The sequence below is a fragment of the Shewanella sp. SR44-4 genome (genome assembly GCF_014163715.1).
GTDB lineage: Bacteria > Pseudomonadota > Gammaproteobacteria > Enterobacterales > Shewanellaceae > Shewanella.
This window is the reverse complement of sequence record NZ_JACJDU010000009.1, coordinates 1-15818: the sequence shown is the minus strand read 5'-3', so window position 1 is coordinate 15818 and position 15818 is coordinate 1. Positions and strand designations below refer to the sequence as shown.

General features: G+C 42.8%; 15 protein-coding genes. 4 read left to right on the top strand and 11 right to left on the bottom strand.

The features are described from left to right. Positions 1-130: 130 nt before the first annotated feature. The 9 genes from H5125_RS06265 to H5125_RS06225 form a co-directional block, all read right to left on the bottom strand. Positions 131-1288 carry a PP2C family protein-serine/threonine phosphatase gene (locus tag H5125_RS06265; protein ID WP_101084989.1) on the bottom strand — a complete coding sequence of 386 codons (1158 nt, stop codon included), beginning with the start codon at positions 1286-1288 and terminating at the stop codon, positions 131-133. An 8-nt stretch (positions 1289-1296) separates the two neighbouring features. Next, positions 1297-1872, bottom strand: a complete 576-nt coding sequence (locus H5125_RS06260) for a phospholipid-binding protein MlaC (protein WP_101084988.1) — start codon at positions 1870-1872, stop codon at positions 1297-1299. Next, the gene (mlaD, locus tag H5125_RS06255) at positions 1872-2321 is read right to left on the bottom strand and encodes an outer membrane lipid asymmetry maintenance protein MlaD (protein ID WP_101084987.1); all 450 of its coding nucleotides are present in this window, start codon (positions 2319-2321) and stop codon (positions 1872-1874) included. The genes H5125_RS06260 and mlaD overlap by 1 nt, the downstream gene beginning before the upstream one ends. A gap of 12 nt (positions 2322-2333) precedes the next feature. After that, positions 2334-3128: an ABC transporter permease gene (locus H5125_RS06250; RefSeq protein ID WP_162024038.1), complete on the bottom strand. Its 795-nt coding sequence runs from the start codon at positions 3126-3128 to the stop codon at positions 2334-2336. Continuing rightward, a complete protein-coding gene (locus H5125_RS06245) occupies positions 3128-3925 on the bottom strand; it encodes an ABC transporter ATP-binding protein (RefSeq protein WP_101084985.1) in 798 nt (265 codons plus the stop codon). The genes H5125_RS06250 and H5125_RS06245 overlap by 1 nt, the downstream gene beginning before the upstream one ends. Next, complete coding sequence (locus H5125_RS06240; protein WP_011639120.1) at positions 3918-4247, bottom strand: STAS domain-containing protein; 330 nt, start codon at positions 4245-4247, stop codon at positions 3918-3920. The genes H5125_RS06245 and H5125_RS06240 overlap by 8 nt, the downstream gene beginning before the upstream one ends. A gap of 6 nt (positions 4248-4253) precedes the next feature. Next, a complete protein-coding gene (locus H5125_RS06235) occupies positions 4254-4655 on the bottom strand; it encodes an ATP-binding protein (RefSeq protein ID WP_101084984.1) in 402 nt (133 codons plus the stop codon). 3 nt (positions 4656-4658) lie between these two features. Further along, positions 4659-5456, bottom strand: coding sequence for a VacJ family lipoprotein (locus H5125_RS06230; protein WP_182743784.1), 798 nt, complete (start codon positions 5454-5456; stop codon positions 4659-4661). 275 nt (positions 5457-5731) lie between these two features. After that, the gene (locus tag H5125_RS06225) at positions 5732-5950 is read right to left on the bottom strand and encodes a DUF6500 family protein (RefSeq protein ID WP_162024040.1); all 219 of its coding nucleotides are present in this window, start codon (positions 5948-5950) and stop codon (positions 5732-5734) included. Between the two features lie 278 nt (positions 5951-6228). On the opposite strand from H5125_RS06225, the gene H5125_RS06220 reads away from it, so the two are divergent. Beyond that, positions 6229-6975: a phosphatase gene (locus tag H5125_RS06220; protein ID WP_182743783.1), complete on the top strand. Its 747-nt coding sequence runs from the start codon at positions 6229-6231 to the stop codon at positions 6973-6975. Between the two features lie 169 nt (positions 6976-7144). Here the strand turns inward: H5125_RS06220 and H5125_RS06215 are convergent, their stop codons facing one another. Further along, positions 7145-7873 carry a single-stranded DNA-binding protein gene (locus H5125_RS06215; protein ID WP_162024042.1) on the bottom strand — a complete coding sequence of 243 codons (729 nt, stop codon included), beginning with the start codon at positions 7871-7873 and terminating at the stop codon, positions 7145-7147. A gap of 65 nt (positions 7874-7938) precedes the next feature. Next, positions 7939-9306, bottom strand: coding sequence for an MFS transporter (locus H5125_RS06210; protein WP_182743782.1), 1368 nt, complete (start codon positions 9304-9306; stop codon positions 7939-7941). A 244-nt stretch (positions 9307-9550) separates the two neighbouring features. Between H5125_RS06210 and uvrA the strand changes: the two genes are divergently transcribed. From uvrA to H5125_RS06195, 3 genes are all read left to right on the top strand, one after another. Further along, positions 9551-12412 carry an excinuclease ABC subunit UvrA gene (gene uvrA, locus H5125_RS06205; protein WP_182743781.1) on the top strand — a complete coding sequence of 954 codons (2862 nt, stop codon included), beginning with the start codon at positions 9551-9553 and terminating at the stop codon, positions 12410-12412. A 50-nt stretch (positions 12413-12462) separates the two neighbouring features. Further along, positions 12463-13434, top strand: coding sequence for a M20/M25/M40 family metallo-hydrolase (locus H5125_RS06200; RefSeq protein WP_182743780.1), 972 nt, complete (start codon positions 12463-12465; stop codon positions 13432-13434). Positions 13435-13688: 254 nt separating this feature from the next. Then, a complete protein-coding gene (locus H5125_RS06195) occupies positions 13689-15581 on the top strand; it encodes a DEAD/DEAH box helicase (RefSeq protein WP_101084976.1) in 1893 nt (630 codons plus the stop codon). Positions 15582-15818 lie beyond the last annotated feature (237 nt).

The following is a 15818-nucleotide window of genomic DNA, read 5'->3' as shown; positions in this document are numbered from 1 at the left end:
AAGCCCTGAGCGGTAACTCAGGGCTTTTTAGTTATTGATAAAAAAGATTAAACCTGTGACTGGAGATGTCCTAGAACGGGATATCGTCATCCCAATCTTCATCTTCTCAATGATTAAATACTCAATTAGCTTAGATAAACTGGATTGCGCACATGGTCAAATCATCCTGAAACTCTGAAAAACCGCAAAACTGTTTCATTTGCTGCTCCAGATACTCCAGCATAGCTTCGGGTTCATCGGGTGCTGCGCTGATGGCTTTTTCTAAGCGATCGAAACCAAATAATTCTTTGTGGGCATTTTGCGTTTCGATGACCACATCGGTATACACAAATAAGATATCACCTACATCAACACTAACCCGGTAGGTATCCCAATTTTGCTCACGCAGTACCCCAATAGGAATGCCACCTTGATCTAAGGCAACCAGCCTGTTGGCTTTTTTCAAATAGGCGTGAGGATGGCCTGCATTAGCATAAATAAGTTCTTTCTCTTGGAAGTTATAACGCATTACTGTAGCGGTTAAAAAGCTGCCACGAGGCTTTTTAGTGAAAAAATGTTGATTGATATAATTAAGCACTTCAGAAGAACTACTGTTTAAATCTTTCGGTTCAAAGGTGCGTAAGATGGCATCTATCATGGCGGTTTCTACTGCCGCGGCAGGGCCGTGACCCGATACGTCAGCAATAATCATTCCGATATCACCCTGGACATCCGGGCGACTTTTACCAAGGTCGACAATGTCTAAATAATCACCACCAGCACCTTTCATCGCTTTATAGGTATAAGCCATTTTAACAGAGCTGAGTACGATACCTTTGTCTGGCAACATCAATTGCTGCAAGCGCGAAATTTCTTCTATCTCATCGCGGATCCACACCTGGGCAGCGTTAAGTTGTGATGACGCTTCGGAAAACTGGAAGCTTTTTAGCTGGTACAAAAGCCTAAAATACAACGAGCTAACATGATGCGATTCAGTTCCTGCAGGTAAATTAAGCAGAATGATACAGTCAAATAAACTCGATTCTTTACCAAAAGGCAGCACCCAACACATTTTGCCATCGTCCTTTAGAGGCACAATTTCCGTAATACTGTGTTGTAACGACAATGCTTTAAATTGTTGATAGAGCCGGGTGTAATGCTCATCACACAAGGATGAAAAATTACAGCTGACTTGGCCATTTTTTTTAATTAAGTAATAATTAAACTCACTTAATGTGACTGCCAAATTGGTTTTAAACCATAAGGTTTCATCAATAATGCTGTTAGCTAATGCTCTATCAATATTCAAGGGTAACCTTACTTTTGGGCTAATTTAGCAGCAAGGGCTTCATTCAAACCAGTGACACCGCTTTTTTTCAAAGTACTTTTATAGTCATTACTAAAGGTACGGATCATCGATAAACCTTCAGCAACAAAATCGTAAATTTTCCATTCATTATTACGTTGATAAAGCTGATATGAAACCGGAATGATATTTTCTTTGGTATGAATTTCAGTATCTACCGATGCATAAACCTTTTTCTTGATTGTTTCATTGGTGTAATCAACCGTTTGATTATCATACTGTTCTAGCAACACAATATAGGTATCGACTAATACGCCTTTTAACAACACCATAAATTGACGTTTCTCGGTATCGCTTGCCTGTCTCCAATACTTACCTAACACTCGTTGTGCAGAGGCTTGTATGTCGACGTGTTTTTCAATCACATCACTGAGTGATTGTTTTTTCTGTTCGACTGACAAGGCGCTATTTGATGCGATACTAATGATATCTGTCACACCTAATTTAACGCGTTCTGTTGGTTCTTGTGCCGCCAAAGCTAGAGACGGCATCACTAGCATCATGATTAAAAAAATTATTGATTTCATTATTTATCCTGACTAAACATATATTTGCTTATTAACTCTTCGATGCTGATTGATGATTCTGTTTCAATAAACTCTTCACCATCTGCCATGTTTATTTCTGAACCACCGGTAGATATTTTAACAAATCTGTCGCCAATAATACCTGATGTACGAATAGAGGCTATCGAATCATCAGGTACGGTAATCGCATTATCTAATGATATTTTAACGACTGACTCATACGCTTTAGGGTCGTAATTAATCGATTGAATTAATCCAACACGTACACCTGACATTTCGACAAAGGCACCTTCTTTTAAACCTGAAGAATTTTCAAATTTAGCCACTAAGGTGTAGTTACCACTATTAGTGACCGATGCTCCACCAATGGTAATTGACATAAATACCAAGGCCCCAATCCCGAATAATACAAACAGGCCGACGAGAAAATTGACGTAATTGTTTTTCATTGAAACCTCTAGTTATAGCGCTAATGAGCTAACGATATAGTCACTAAATAACATAATAATTGCACTCATTACCACCGCCTGAGTGGTGCCATTGCTGACGCCTTCAGCGCCCATATTTTTTTGATTTAAGTGTAAATAAAAGCCGTAATATAAAGGTATCCACATAATAAACAAACCAAATACCAATGACTTTATTTGACCAACCAGCACATCTTTAAAGCTAATGGTATCCATTACACCTTGAATATATGCACCAGGACTTTCTCCTTGAATGTGTACTCCAACGATATAGCCACCGCCAATGCCCACCAAGTCAAAAACGGCCGTCAGCATAGGAACACAAAACAACGCCGCTAATAGTCTTGGCAGCATCACATAGCGGTAACTGTTAATCGCCATGCAATCAAGCGCATCAAATTGTTGCTCGTTACGCATAATACCAATTTCTGAACAGGTCGCAGAGCCAACTCGTGCTATTACCATTAATGCTGTCATCACCGGACCTAATTCTTTAATCAGGCTCAAGGCAACTGCCGAACCCAATAAATCCACTGAACCAAATCGCACTAAGGTATCGTAAAACTGCAGTGCCACAACCATACCGGTAAAGAGCGCGGCAACAATAATGACAATTAAAGACCGATTACCTATAAAATATATCTGCTTAATCACTTGCTTAAATGACACCAGCCCAGTGAATAGGCTGCTGACGATACGCATTAAAAATAATGTTGCTAGGCCAACACTTTCAATATTTTTACGCGTTGCGGCACCTAAGTTACTGACTGAATTAAACAAGGCATTCATTATTTTTCATCCTTATTTAACAAACGATTGAGATAAACCTCACCATCATCTCTGTAAGTGTTCGGTTGACGGTTGATCATGTTTTGAATGCGTTCATCTGGCGAGTTTTTAATCTCATCAACGGTGCCATTCGCCACCACTTCACCCGCAAACAATACCACCACGCGATCGGCAATTTTAAACACACTTTCTAACTCATGAGTGACCACCACGATAGTCATGTTCATGGCATCTCTCAAAGTGAGAATAAGCTCGTCAAGTTCAACTGCAGTTGTGGGATCAAGCCCTGCTGAAGGTTCATCAAAAAACAGTAATTTAGGATCCATAATAACGGCCCTAGCCAGTCCTGCTCGTTTTAGCATGCCGCCTGATAATTCCGAAGGCATTAGATGGCCGGTTCCAGCCATGTTCATTAATTCAAGCTTCATCCGCACCATAATATCAATGGTTTGGGTATCCAATGAAGTATTGTGCTCTAAAGGTAACCTGACATTATCTGCCACCGTTAATGAACTCAGTAGTGCGCCGCCTTGGAAAGCCACGCCCATTTTTTTGCGTAAGTTACGTAATTGCTTATTTTTAGCCGTAAAAATATTCACACCATCAATCATGATAGTGCCTGACGTAGGGGTTTTAAGCCCAAGCATATGGTTAAGCAAGGTACTTTTACCAGAACCAGATCCGCCCATCACCACCAGAATTTCGCCGGGGTTGACCTCTAAATTGACGTCTTTGAGTACATGGGTATCGCCATATTGGGCAAACAAATGCTCTACAGTAATGATAGGGTTAACCATTGTTACTCACAGCACTTACTGAATCAGCTAAGTTAAACACCGTGTTTAAACGGGTTAGTTGCAGTACTTGAAGCGGTGAACCATTGGCACCAACGATATGAAATTCAGTGTCATTTTCTCTGGCTTCATTGAAGGCCTCAACCAGTGAAGCCATGCCTGAGCTATCGATATATTGCAGGTGGGTGAAATCGACAATGATGTTATTTTTACTCTTAATTAACTTTATGATGTCGAGTTTGATACTGCGAGAGTTGCTCAGATCGACCTCGCCATAAAGCTTAACCACTTGGTAATTGTTATGTGTCTCAATTTCAATATTCATTTTATATCACTCAAATTTAACCGTCAGTTCTAACCAATTACCTTTGCCTTTATGTGGGATAAGTCTTACTTTTTCAGCCACATAATGAATGAGGCAAAGGCCTAATCCACCTGGTTTACATAAATTATTTTCTGCCGGTATTAATTGCTTGTCAGTAATCTGCGAACACACATCTTTAATCACAAATAGCGCATGCTCATCATCACTGCTGACCACGATTTCTATACAGCCCTTTTTCGACATGTGATAACCATGACGAATAACATTGGCACAAGCCTCATCAACGGCCAATACGATTTCATTGACTTTACCTTCGCTAAAAGGAAAATCGCGGCATGCATCTACCACAAATTCGCGAATATTTTTTAATTCACTCGTACAAGATGAAAACGTTTTGATGTTTGACATTGGCTAGTCCGTTACCTTGTAATCAGTGTGATCGTCTGATTTGTCGTCTGCAGGTGCGTCATTTAATAGCTCATCATCTAATAGTTCGTCATCAAACTCTAGATCAAATTCGTCAGATTCAGTCTCAGCCACTTTACCGTCACTGACCAAGTGAGCATCTCGCTGCAAATAGACATCTTTAACATAGCCATAAGGATCTAACGATCCGTCTAATATGGGTTCATATTGCTGAAAATCAATCCGACTGTCTAAACCTTCCAACACAAACTTTCCGGCCCTTTGTTCAAACGACAGAATAGATAAGGGATACACAAAAACATCAACAAAATCGCCGACGGTATTACGTGCAGTACTGGCGCCATAAACAGGCCACATGATGAAAGGCCCATTGCCAATACCCCAAACACCAAAGGTTTGCGCAAATGTTTCTTCTTTTTTCACTAATCCCATATCGGTAGCAGGATCAAAAAGACCCACAAGGCCGATTGTGGTGTTGACGACAAAACGTAAAACACTGCTACCGCTGTCGGTCACTTTCCATTGTAAGAGGTTATTTACTGCATAAAGAGGTTCACTTAGATTTGATAGCAGATTTGTCACACCTTGTCGGATCGGCTGAGGGACTGTTTCATAGCCTTCTGCTGCTGGTTTTAAAGCATATTTGTCCATGACCTGGTAATTAAAGTCCCAGCTTTTTCGATTAACCGCTTCGAATGGATCACCCGCTGTTGAGGTGCTAGCGCAGCCACTAAAAAATAGTAAAGTGGCGCCAATAACTAACAGTCGACCAATTATTCCCACTCATTCCTCCGGCTTTTTTCAAAAAATATCTGCTAACTATATCGGTATTAAGCACGACATTTAATATCGTTAATGTCACTCAAGAGTGAAAATATAACATTAAAACGGTCAAAACTATTAGTACAATTTTGATTGATCGTTCAAAAACGACTTGTGTCATCTAAAAACCCGTTAAGCGATTACGCTTAATCATTAAGGCATGACTTAATCTATATATCGGTTACTTATTGAATATTGGTCAGTATTGCTCCGCCGCACATAATTTATTCAGACTATTACAAGCCATTATGAATCATTTGTTTAATTTTGTGGGCCTTCACAAAATGATCCAATTGGTGTGTTTGAATCCACCATGTTGCCGCTTCCATCAGCAATTGAGGATTATCATTTTTGTTGGCAAAAAATGCATAAAATGACAAACCGACGTTATCGCCTTTCGCCGCAATTTTTTTATCACACACGGCAATAATTTTCGCTCTTAACTCATCTCTCATTATTCAGCCTCAACTCGGGTTAAGAAGTGGAATATGTAAGGCAAAGTGACAACATTCGGCCTATTTCATATCAAATGCCTTACAACATCGTTAATATCATGTGCGGCCGATTGGCTCACTACAAATGCCGGAAAACAGCCATGTATAACGCCAAGGCATCTTCGACAATATGCCTCAATACCTGCTGCAAGTAATCAACAAAAGTGATCATAGAGAAAGCCCAGTTAACAGCGTAGACTTGATGCCTACTGTTTTTGATTCAGAGAACGAGACTCGCCATGAAATTCCTTGTTGATATTCACGCGCATACTATAGCGTCAACTCACGCTTATAGTACCTTCCATGATTACCTTTGTGTTGCGAAAGCCAAAGGTATCAAGTTATTCGCCATTACCGATCATGGCCCAGATATGGCTGATGCGCCCCATTTTTGGCACTTTGTAAATATGAGAGTGTTACCTAGAATTGTTGACGGTGTTGGCGTGCTGCGCGGCATTGAAGCGAATATCAAAAATGAACATGGTGAGATTGATTTTTTTGGTGATTATTTAAAAGAGCTCGATATTGTGTTGGCAGGGTTCCATGAACCCGTTTTCCCACCATCGACTAAAGAGGCTCACACTACAGCACTCATCAACTGTATTGAAAGTGGTAATGTCGACATTATTACTCACCCAGGCAACCCTGCTTATCCAATCGATATTAAGCGCGTCGCCGCTGCCGCTGCCAAACATAACGTGGCGCTAGAGATAAATAACTCCTCTTTTTTGACGTCGAGAAAAGGCAGTACATGCAACTGTATTGAAATAGCTAATGCAGTAAAAGCAGCAGGTGGACTGCTCGTTATGGGTTCTGACTCGCATGTTGCTTTTAGCTTAGGCGAGTTTGAAAAAGCCATTGAGGTCATTGAAACAGTGGAATTTCCAATTGAACGCTTACTGAACCGTAGCCCCGAAGCGTTGTTGAGTTTTCTGACGGCAAGAGGTCATAAGTCACTTGATGAATACTCTGCTTTAATCGAATAACTACTTTCCATGACAAAACTGCTACGGTGACATTTGTAGCATAGAAATACCGCTAACAAACAGCAGAGTCAGTCTCGTTGCTTCTCTAACGTAGAAAACAAAAAGGCCTGCAAAAGCAGGCCTTAAAAGTTTTAATCAACACATTGGATTATGTAATCTCTAGTGAAAATTAGAACGGAATATCGTCATCCCAGCCTTCATCTAAATCTGGAGTGAAGTTTTGTTGTGGTTGTGGTGCTGGACGCTGTGCAGGAGCATTTTGTGGTTGGAAATTACCCTGAGGTGCAGCGGCTGGCTTTGGTGCATAAGCAGGTGCAGCTTGTTGCGCTGGCGCAGATTGTTGCTGGTAACCACCACCTTGCTGGCCAGCATTAGGCTGAGCTTGGTAAGCTTCATTACCTGCAGCAGGCGCAGTTTGATTGTATTGCGCTTGTGGCTGACGAGCTTGAGGTGCTGGTGCAGGACGAGACTGTTGTTGTCCCATATTTTGTCCGGCGTTTTGCCCAGAGCTTTGACCTTGCCCTTGATACTGACCACCACCGGCATTATCACCTGAGTTGCGGCTGTCTAACATTTGCATTTCCATAGCGTTGATTTCAGTCTTATAACGGTCTTGACCGGTAGTCTGATCTTGCCACTTACTGGTTTGCAATTTGCCTTCTAAATAAACTTTAGAGCCTTTCTTTAAGTACTCGCCAGCAATTTCCGCAAGACGACGATACATCACAATGTTGTGCCACTCGGTACGTTCTTGCATTTGACCTTGTTGGTCTTTCCACGACTCACTTGTCGCTATAGTAAAGTTGGCAACAGCATTGCCGTTTGGCATGTAACGAACCTCAGGGTCTTTACCTAAGTTACCGACCAAAATCACTTTATTCACACCACGACTAGCCATCGAAATCTCCTGAGATTTTTATCTGTTTACTTTAACTGAATACTAAGCTTAATGATCTACACGATCTAATTCACAGAGCCTAACACAGCTCGCGCTTCGCTTAAATTGAATTTATCATCGACCTTTAAATAAGCCACTTTCTCTTCGAGCACCACAATGGCCTCTACAACACCGATTAACTGTGACAATTTACTGGCCATATCTTGTGCATCACTTCTATCTTTTACTGTAGCTTCAAGCGTATAGCTTTTCAATAACACAGGCTTTTGCATGCCAAGGGTTAAAAATAACCACACACACATTAGCCCTAGCGCAACAAAAAACACCCCAGATGCACCAACGAGCTGATAAGCTCCGCCGCCTAACATGCCGCCACAAAATGCCCCTAAAAATTGACTAGTTGAATACACGCCCATAGCCGAACCTTTGTCACCGACAGGACAAAACTTAGCAATTAAACTTGGCAGTGATGCTTCAAGGTAGTTAAAGCCAGTGAAAAATAACACTACCGCACCACTTAACACCCAAAGGTTATCGGCATAAAACCCCATCGCGGCAAGTGACACCATCATGATCATTAACGACAACTGGAACATGGTTTTGGTGTTGTTGCGTTTCACCCCAATGATAATTAACGGCACCATTAAGAAAAATGCGCCAACAAAAGCGGGGAAGTACAACATCCAATGTTTTTCTTTGACTAAACCGGCATCAACCAAATCGAGCGGCAATGCCACAAACACAGCAGTGAGCACCAAATGCAGAATAAAAATGCCAGCATCTAGGCGAAATAACTGTGGGTCTAACAACATGCGCTTTAATTTTGTCGGAGTGGCGACCGTATCGCCTTTAGGCGCTTGGCTAATAGGATTGGGAACAAAAAACTGTACAATTAACATGCCCAACACCGCTAATACTGCGGTTAATAAAAACAGCCCAGTTAAGCCCATGTATTGCGCCACAATAGGCCCGACCAATAATGACAAGGCAAATGAAAAGCCAATACACATGCCGATAATCGCCATGACTTTAGTGCGTTGCTCGTCTCGAGTTAAATCGGCGGCAAGCGCTAACACGGCGGCAGCGATTGCGCCCATACCTTGTACTGCACGACCAAACACCACCCCGTAAATGTGATCCGATGATGCGGCAATTAAACTACCAATGGCAAACAATACCAAGCCACCAAGAATAATCGGCTTACGTCCGTATTTGTCGGACAAAATGCCCATTGGGATCTGTAAAAAAGCCTGGGTTAATCCGTAAGCACCAATGGCAATACCCACCCATAGCGGTGAAAAGCCTTCAAGGTGCTGACCATACAGCGCGAAGACAGGCATAATCATAAACAATCCCATCATTCGTAAACCAAACACACTGGCTAACGAAAATGCGACCTTTTTCTCCATACCCGACAGTCCATTACTGGCCATGCTGTTGCCCTTCGATAAGTAATTCAACAATATTATAAGGTGCGCATATTATCACAGCGCCAGAAATTAGCTCAAAAGGAAATCACAGTTTTTGATATAAGGTGTTTTATCTGCGCATGTTAAACTTTAGCTGAGTTTTATGCGTACCATGAAACCAACATAGTCAAAATTGATATGAAGTCCCCCAACAAACTATGCGATACTGATCGCTGTTTTGTTTTACATAAGTCATAGAGTGATATAGATGGATAAAATTGAAATACGCGGTGCCCGAACCCACAATCTTAAGAACATCAATCTAACCATTCCCCGTGACAAACTTATTGTGATAACTGGGTTATCCGGTTCAGGAAAATCATCATTAGCCTTCGATACTTTGTATGCAGAAGGCCAACGTCGTTATGTCGAATCGCTGTCGGCGTATGCGCGTCAATTCTTGAGCTTAATGGAAAAACCCGATGTAGATCATATTGAAGGCCTTAGCCCTGCCATTTCAATTGAACAAAAATCAACCTCGCACAATCCACGTTCGACCGTCGGTACCATTACCGAAATCTATGACTATTTACGCTTGTTGTTTGCCCGTGTGGGCGAGCCTCGCTGCCCAACGCATAATCAGCCGTTGTCAGCGCAAACGGTCAGCCAAATGGTGGATAAAGTGTTGGCGATGCCGGCAGACAGCCGCCAAATGCTGCTTGCGCCAGTGGTTAACGACCGTAAAGGTGAGCACGTTAAGTTGCTGGAAAGCTTATCGGCACAAGGCTACATCCGCGCCCGTATTGACGGTGAAGTATGTGACTTAACCGATCCTCCAACATTAGATTTACACATCAAACATACCATTGAAGTGGTTGTCGATCGCTTCAAAGTACGCGAAGACATGAAACAGCGCTTGGCTGAGTCGTTTGAAACCGCTTTAGAATTATCTGGTGGCATTGCAAAAATTGCCAGTATGGATGATAGCAAAGCCGAAGAACTGATATTTTCAGCTAATTTCGCGTGTCCGCATTGTGGCTATTCGATGGCCCAACTTGAGCCGCGTATTTTCTCGTTTAACAATCCGGCCGGTGCTTGTCAAACTTGTGATGGTTTAGGTGTGCAGCAGTTTTTTGACCCTGAGCGAGTCATTGCTAATGATGAACTCTCATTAGCTGGCGGCGCGATTAGAGGCTGGGATAGACGTAATTTTTACTATTTCCAAATGCTCAGTTCATTAGCTGAACATTATAAGTTTGACGTTGAGAAGCCTTATGCCGAACTAAGCGACAAAGTTAAAAAGATTGTCTTATATGGTTCTGGCAAACAAAACATTGCCTTTAAGTACATTAATGACCGCGGCGATGTTGTGATCCGTAACCATCCGTTTGAAGGCATTTTGAATAATATGGATCGCCGTTACCGTGAAACCGAAAGTAACTCGGTACGCGATGAGCTGTCTAAATTTATTAATATGCAGCCTTGTAATAGTTGTGGTGGTTCGCGCTTACGTGAAGAAGCCCGTAACGTATTTATTGGTGAGTTAAACCTACCGCAACTGACCATTTGGTCGATTGGCGAAGCTAAACAATACTTCGACACCGTAGTGTTTGAAGGACAACGTGCGCAAATTGCCGAGAAAATCTTAAAAGAGATCAGTCAACGCCTTGGCTTCTTGGTCAATGTGGGGCTTAACTATTTAAGCTTGTCGCGCTCAGCTGAAACCTTATCGGGTGGCGAGGCGCAACGTATTCGCCTAGCCAGCCAAATTGGAGCGGGTTTAGTGGGCGTGATGTACGTGCTTGATGAGCCTTCAATTGGTTTGCATCAACGCGATAACGAACGTTTATTACAAACCCTGATCCATCTTCGTGATTTAGGCAATACCGTGATTGTGGTTGAACACGATGAAGATGCGATTCGCTTAGCCGATCACATTATCGATATTGGCCCAGGTGCCGGTGTACATGGCGGTGAAGTCATTTGTGACGGTACGCTAGAAGATATTCTTAACTGTGAAGCGTCGGTTACGGGCCAATATATTTCCGGTAAAAAGCAAATACACATTAGTGACCAGCGCACCCCTATCGATCCGAAAAAGGTGATTGAGCTATTTGGTGCTTCGGGTAATAACCTAAGAGATGTTGATTTAACCATTCCAGTTGGATTGTTTACCTGTGTTACTGGCGTATCGGGTTCAGGTAAATCGACACTGATTAACGACACCTTCTTTAAAATTGCCCATAGGATGCTCAATGGCGCTACCGTGGATGAACCTGCACCTTACAGAAGTATTGAAGGCATGGATCATTGCGACAAAGTAGTCGATATTGATCAAAGCCCTATTGGCCGCACGCCACGCTCGAACCCTGCCACCTATACGGGTATTTTCACCCCAATACGTGAACTGTTTGCTGGCACACAAGAATCGCGCACCCGTGGTTATCAAGTGGGTCGCTTCTCGTTTAACGTCAAGGGCGGTCGTTGTGAAGCCTGCCAAGGTGATGGGTTAATTAAAGTGGAAATGCACTTTTTACCTGATGTTTATGTGCCTTGTGATTCGTGTAAAGGCAAGCGTTATAACCGCGAAACCTTAGAAGTAAAATACAAAGGCAAAAACATTCACGAAGTGCTGCAAATGACGGTTGAAGACGCTCGTGGCTATTTTGATGCGATTCCATCTATTTCACGTAAATTGCAAACCTTAATGGATGTCGGCTTGTCGTACATTCGCTTAGGGCAAAGCGCGACAACCTTATCTGGCGGTGAAGCTCAGCGCGTTAAACTGGCCAAAGAGCTGTCTAAACGTGACACAGGTAAAACCTTATACATTTTAGATGAACCCACTACAGGGCTTCACTTTGCCGATATTCAACTATTGTTAGAAGTATTGCATCGCTTAAAATCTCATGGCAACACTGTTGTGGTGATTGAGCATAATTTAGATGTGATTAAAACCGCAGACTGGATTATCGATTTAGGCCCTGAAGGTGGTGCTGGCGGCGGCATGATTTTAGCCGCAGGCAGCCCAGAAGAAGTAGCAGAGCACCCAGAGTCTCATACCGCGAGATTCCTAAAGCCGATGCTGGCGCTTCACAATAAACGTGTAAAGGCTAAAAAAGCCAAATAACAAGCTGAGATAAAATACCAAACCTTAGGTGAATAAGAGGAGAGCACACTATGTACACTACTCAAATTCACCTTAAGGTATTGGCTATGATGTTATTGTGCGGCTTACTCAATGCCTGTAGCCAAACACCTCAACAATGCTCGTCAGCTATTATCACCTCTTGGTCTAGCGCCCATAGCCAAATTACTGAAGATATCACCACACTGAGTTCCACTGAATTTCAAGGCCGCAAGACTGACTCTGAAGGCGCCCGCCTCACTCAAGAGTATTTAATCACACGATTTACAGAGATGGGCTTACAACCCTGGCAGCAAACTTTTGCCGTCCCGTTTAGTTTTCAACATCAATTTTCGACCGTCTCTGGGGTCAATATTATTGCCACTATTGCGGCAAAAAATAGCTCAAACCGATGGCGAGTGATTACCGCTCATTATGATCACTTAGGTCAAACGGCCAATAAAATGTATCCAGGTGCTGATGATAATGCCTCAGGCATTGCCGGAATGATGGCAATTGCAGCCCAATGGCAGAAAAATCCGCCGTTAGATGATGTTAATTTGATGATTGTGGCAACCGACGCTGAAGAACCAGGCTTATATGGCAGCTATGAATTAGTGACGTTATTGCAGCAATACCCACAGATGGACATTGAGCTAAGTGTAAACTTGGACATGATAGGCCACCCAGATCGTCGTAGAGCAATCTACATGGAAGGGCAAAAAAATCTGTCAAATTTTGAGTCAATCAAACCGTTGTTGATGCAACAGACCCAATTATGTATTCGCACTCATCACACAAATTTATTAAGTGGGCGGATGAAAAAAAGTGATTGGCTCAGAGCCTCAGACCACTATCCATTTCATAAAGCGGGCTACTCCTGGGTGTATTTTGGCGTACCACCCCACGCGCAATATCATACGGCCGACGACACAATAGCCACGTTAGACATCGACTTTATTGTGGCGGTTGCTGAAACAGTATATCAAATGCTCAGCATCGATAAGCTGACCAAGGCCCCATAAACAGCCTAATTCACGCCAACAAATGTTCATTTTTCAACCAATTAACAAATCTTAAAAATCAAGAATCAGGCCAATCTTAAACTAGAATAGGCAATTTAATGTTTATTTTCAGTTTTTACGTGGTCAACTAGCATTGTTGCTGCTATAATACGCCCCCTTATCGGCGCGGGAAATCGACACGGGGTTGATTTTCTGTCTGTGAAACTTTAGCACGAGCTTCCGAACTTCGTGCGCATCCACAAGGCTACAACTCAATGTCATCTGAAAGAACTTTCCGCGAACTCGGCCTGTCTGAGTCTTTGTTGCGTTCGCTTGACGAGTTAGGTTATGAAAACCCAACTCCTATTCAAGCTGCTAGTATCGACCCGCTTATGGCTGGTAAAGATATTATCGGTCAAGCACAAACCGGTACCGGTAAAACAGGCGCGTTTGCCCTGCCTTTACTAAACAAAATCGACATGAAAATCAATGCTCCACAGATTTTAGTGTTAGCACCAACCCGCGAATTAGCGGTTCAAGTTGCCGAAGCATTTGGTAGTTATGCCAAATTCATGAAAGGCTTCCACGTACTACCGATTTACGGTGGTCAAAGCATGCAACAACAATTAAACGCCCTTAAGCGCGGACCACAAGTGATTGTTGGTACTCCTGGTCGTGTAATGGATCACATGCGTCGTGGCACATTAAAGCTAGATAATCTAAAAGCCTTAGTATTAGACGAAGCCGATGAAATGCTAAAAATGGGCTTCATCGATGATATCGAATGGGTATTAGAGCACAAGCCTACTGACAGCCAACTTGCATTATTCTCTGCCACTATGCCTGAGCAAATTAAGCGCGTTGCAGCTAAGCACTTAACAAACCCAGTGAACATCAGCATAGCGTCTAGCCAGACAACTGTTGAGTCTATCGACCAACGTTATGTGCAAGTATCACAACACAATAAACTAGAAGCGTTAGTACGTGTTTTAGAAGTTGAAAATACTGAAGGTATTATCATCTTCGTTCGTACCCGTAACAGCTGTGTTGAATTAGCAGAAAAATTAGAAGCCCGTGGTTATGCTTCATCTCCATTACATGGTGACATGAATCAACAAGCACGTGAGCGTGCTGTTGAGCAGCTTAAGCGCGGCAAGTTAGACATTTTAATCGCGACTGACGTTGCAGCACGTGGTCTAGACGTTGAACGTATTGGACACGTAGTAAACTACGATATTCCTTATGATTCAGAAGCCTATGTTCACCGCATCGGTCGTACAGGTCGTGCTGGTCGTACTGGTATGGCAATCCTATTTGTAACCAATCGTGAAATGCGCATGTTACGCACTATCGAACGCGCTACAAACAGCCGTATTTCGCCAATGAAAGTGCCTAGCCCTGAATCAGTTGCAGAGCGTCGTTTGTCTCGTTTAGGCGAGCAAATCCAAGAAACCATTAACGGTGACTTAGATTTCATGAAAAACGCTGTAGCTGAATTATGTCAACAGCTTGAAGTTGATACAGATTTACTGGCTGCTGCATTGTTACAACAAGTACAGCAAGAGCGTCCACTACAGTTACCAACGATTACCGAACGTCAACGTGATTCACGTGACGAGCGTAGTGATCGTGGTAGTGACCGTGGTGATCGCAATAGTAGCAGCGACCGTCCACGTCGTGAACGCAGTGACCGTGGCGAGCGTAGTAGCCGTCCAGCACCAAATAGCTTTGGCGATGCAGAAGGCTTAAAAGATAACCCAGACGTTAAAATGAATCGTTATGTTATCGATGTAGGTCGTGAAAATGGTGTTGGTGTAGGTAACATCGTTGGTGCAATTGCTAACGAAGCAAACATCGATAGCCGTTTCATTGGTCAAATCCAATTGTTTGATCAAGTCACAACCGTTGATTTACCAGACGGAATGCCTAAAGACATCCTTTCACACCTAAGAAAAGTGCGTGTGTGTGGTCGTCCTTTAAACATTCGTGAAGCGGGTGATGAAGTGTTTGCTGACACGACTCGCGGCGCAGGCGCTCCACGTCGCCCACGTAGTGATCGTGCTCGCAGTGACCGTCCACGTACTGACCGCCCAGCGGGTGATCGTCCGGCTAGTGACCGCCCTGCAAGTGCAGAGCGTCGTCCACGTAAGCCACGTGACAACGGTTAATCATTCAGTTGAATGACACAAAAAATGGAGCCTAAGGGCTCCATTTTTGTTTTCCGCTTTTGGTTAAACCAATTCTTTATAAGCTAAAAATGATAAAACCAATTAACACTAATTAACCTGAACTCGGGATAAGAATTGAACTAAACGCCCTCTTTACGATCAGATCTTTCGACCAAGAAGGATTTAATCATGCAGAGGGCGTATGAATAATTTAGTGGATATATTTTGTGATGTCGA

Bases quoted from the DNA above. Each gene is read 5' to 3' on its own strand.
- H5125_RS06260 (WP_101084988.1), bottom strand. From the start codon at position 1,872: ATGAAATCAATAATTTTTTTAATCATGATGCTAGTGATGCCGTCTCTA.
- mlaD (WP_101084987.1), bottom strand. From the start codon at position 2,321: ATGAAAAACAATTACGTCAATTTTCTCGTCGGCCTGTTTGTATTATTC.
- H5125_RS06250 (WP_162024038.1), bottom strand. From the start codon at position 3,128: ATGAATGCCTTGTTTAATTCAGTCAGTAACTTAGGTGCCGCAACGCGT.
- H5125_RS06245 (WP_101084985.1), bottom strand. From the start codon at position 3,925: ATGGTTAACCCTATCATTACTGTAGAGCATTTGTTTGCCCAATATGGC.
- H5125_RS06240 (WP_011639120.1), bottom strand. From the start codon at position 4,247: ATGAATATTGAAATTGAGACACATAACAATTACCAAGTGGTTAAGCTT.
- H5125_RS06235 (WP_101084984.1), bottom strand. From the start codon at position 4,655: ATGTCAAACATCAAAACGTTTTCATCTTGTACGAGTGAATTAAAAAAT.
- H5125_RS06225 (WP_162024040.1), bottom strand. From the start codon at position 5,950: ATGAGAGATGAGTTAAGAGCGAAAATTATTGCCGTGTGTGATAAAAAA.
- H5125_RS06220 (WP_182743783.1), top strand. From the start codon at position 6,229: ATGAAATTCCTTGTTGATATTCACGCGCATACTATAGCGTCAACTCAC.
- H5125_RS06215 (WP_162024042.1), bottom strand. From the start codon at position 7,873: ATGGCTAGTCGTGGTGTGAATAAAGTGATTTTGGTCGGTAACTTAGGT.
- H5125_RS06210 (WP_182743782.1), bottom strand. From the start codon at position 9,306: ATGGCCAGTAATGGACTGTCGGGTATGGAGAAAAAGGTCGCATTTTCG.
- uvrA (WP_182743781.1), top strand. From the start codon at position 9,551: ATGGATAAAATTGAAATACGCGGTGCCCGAACCCACAATCTTAAGAAC.
- H5125_RS06200 (WP_182743780.1), top strand. From the start codon at position 12,463: ATGTACACTACTCAAATTCACCTTAAGGTATTGGCTATGATGTTATTG.
- H5125_RS06195 (WP_101084976.1), top strand. From the start codon at position 13,689: ATGTCATCTGAAAGAACTTTCCGCGAACTCGGCCTGTCTGAGTCTTTG.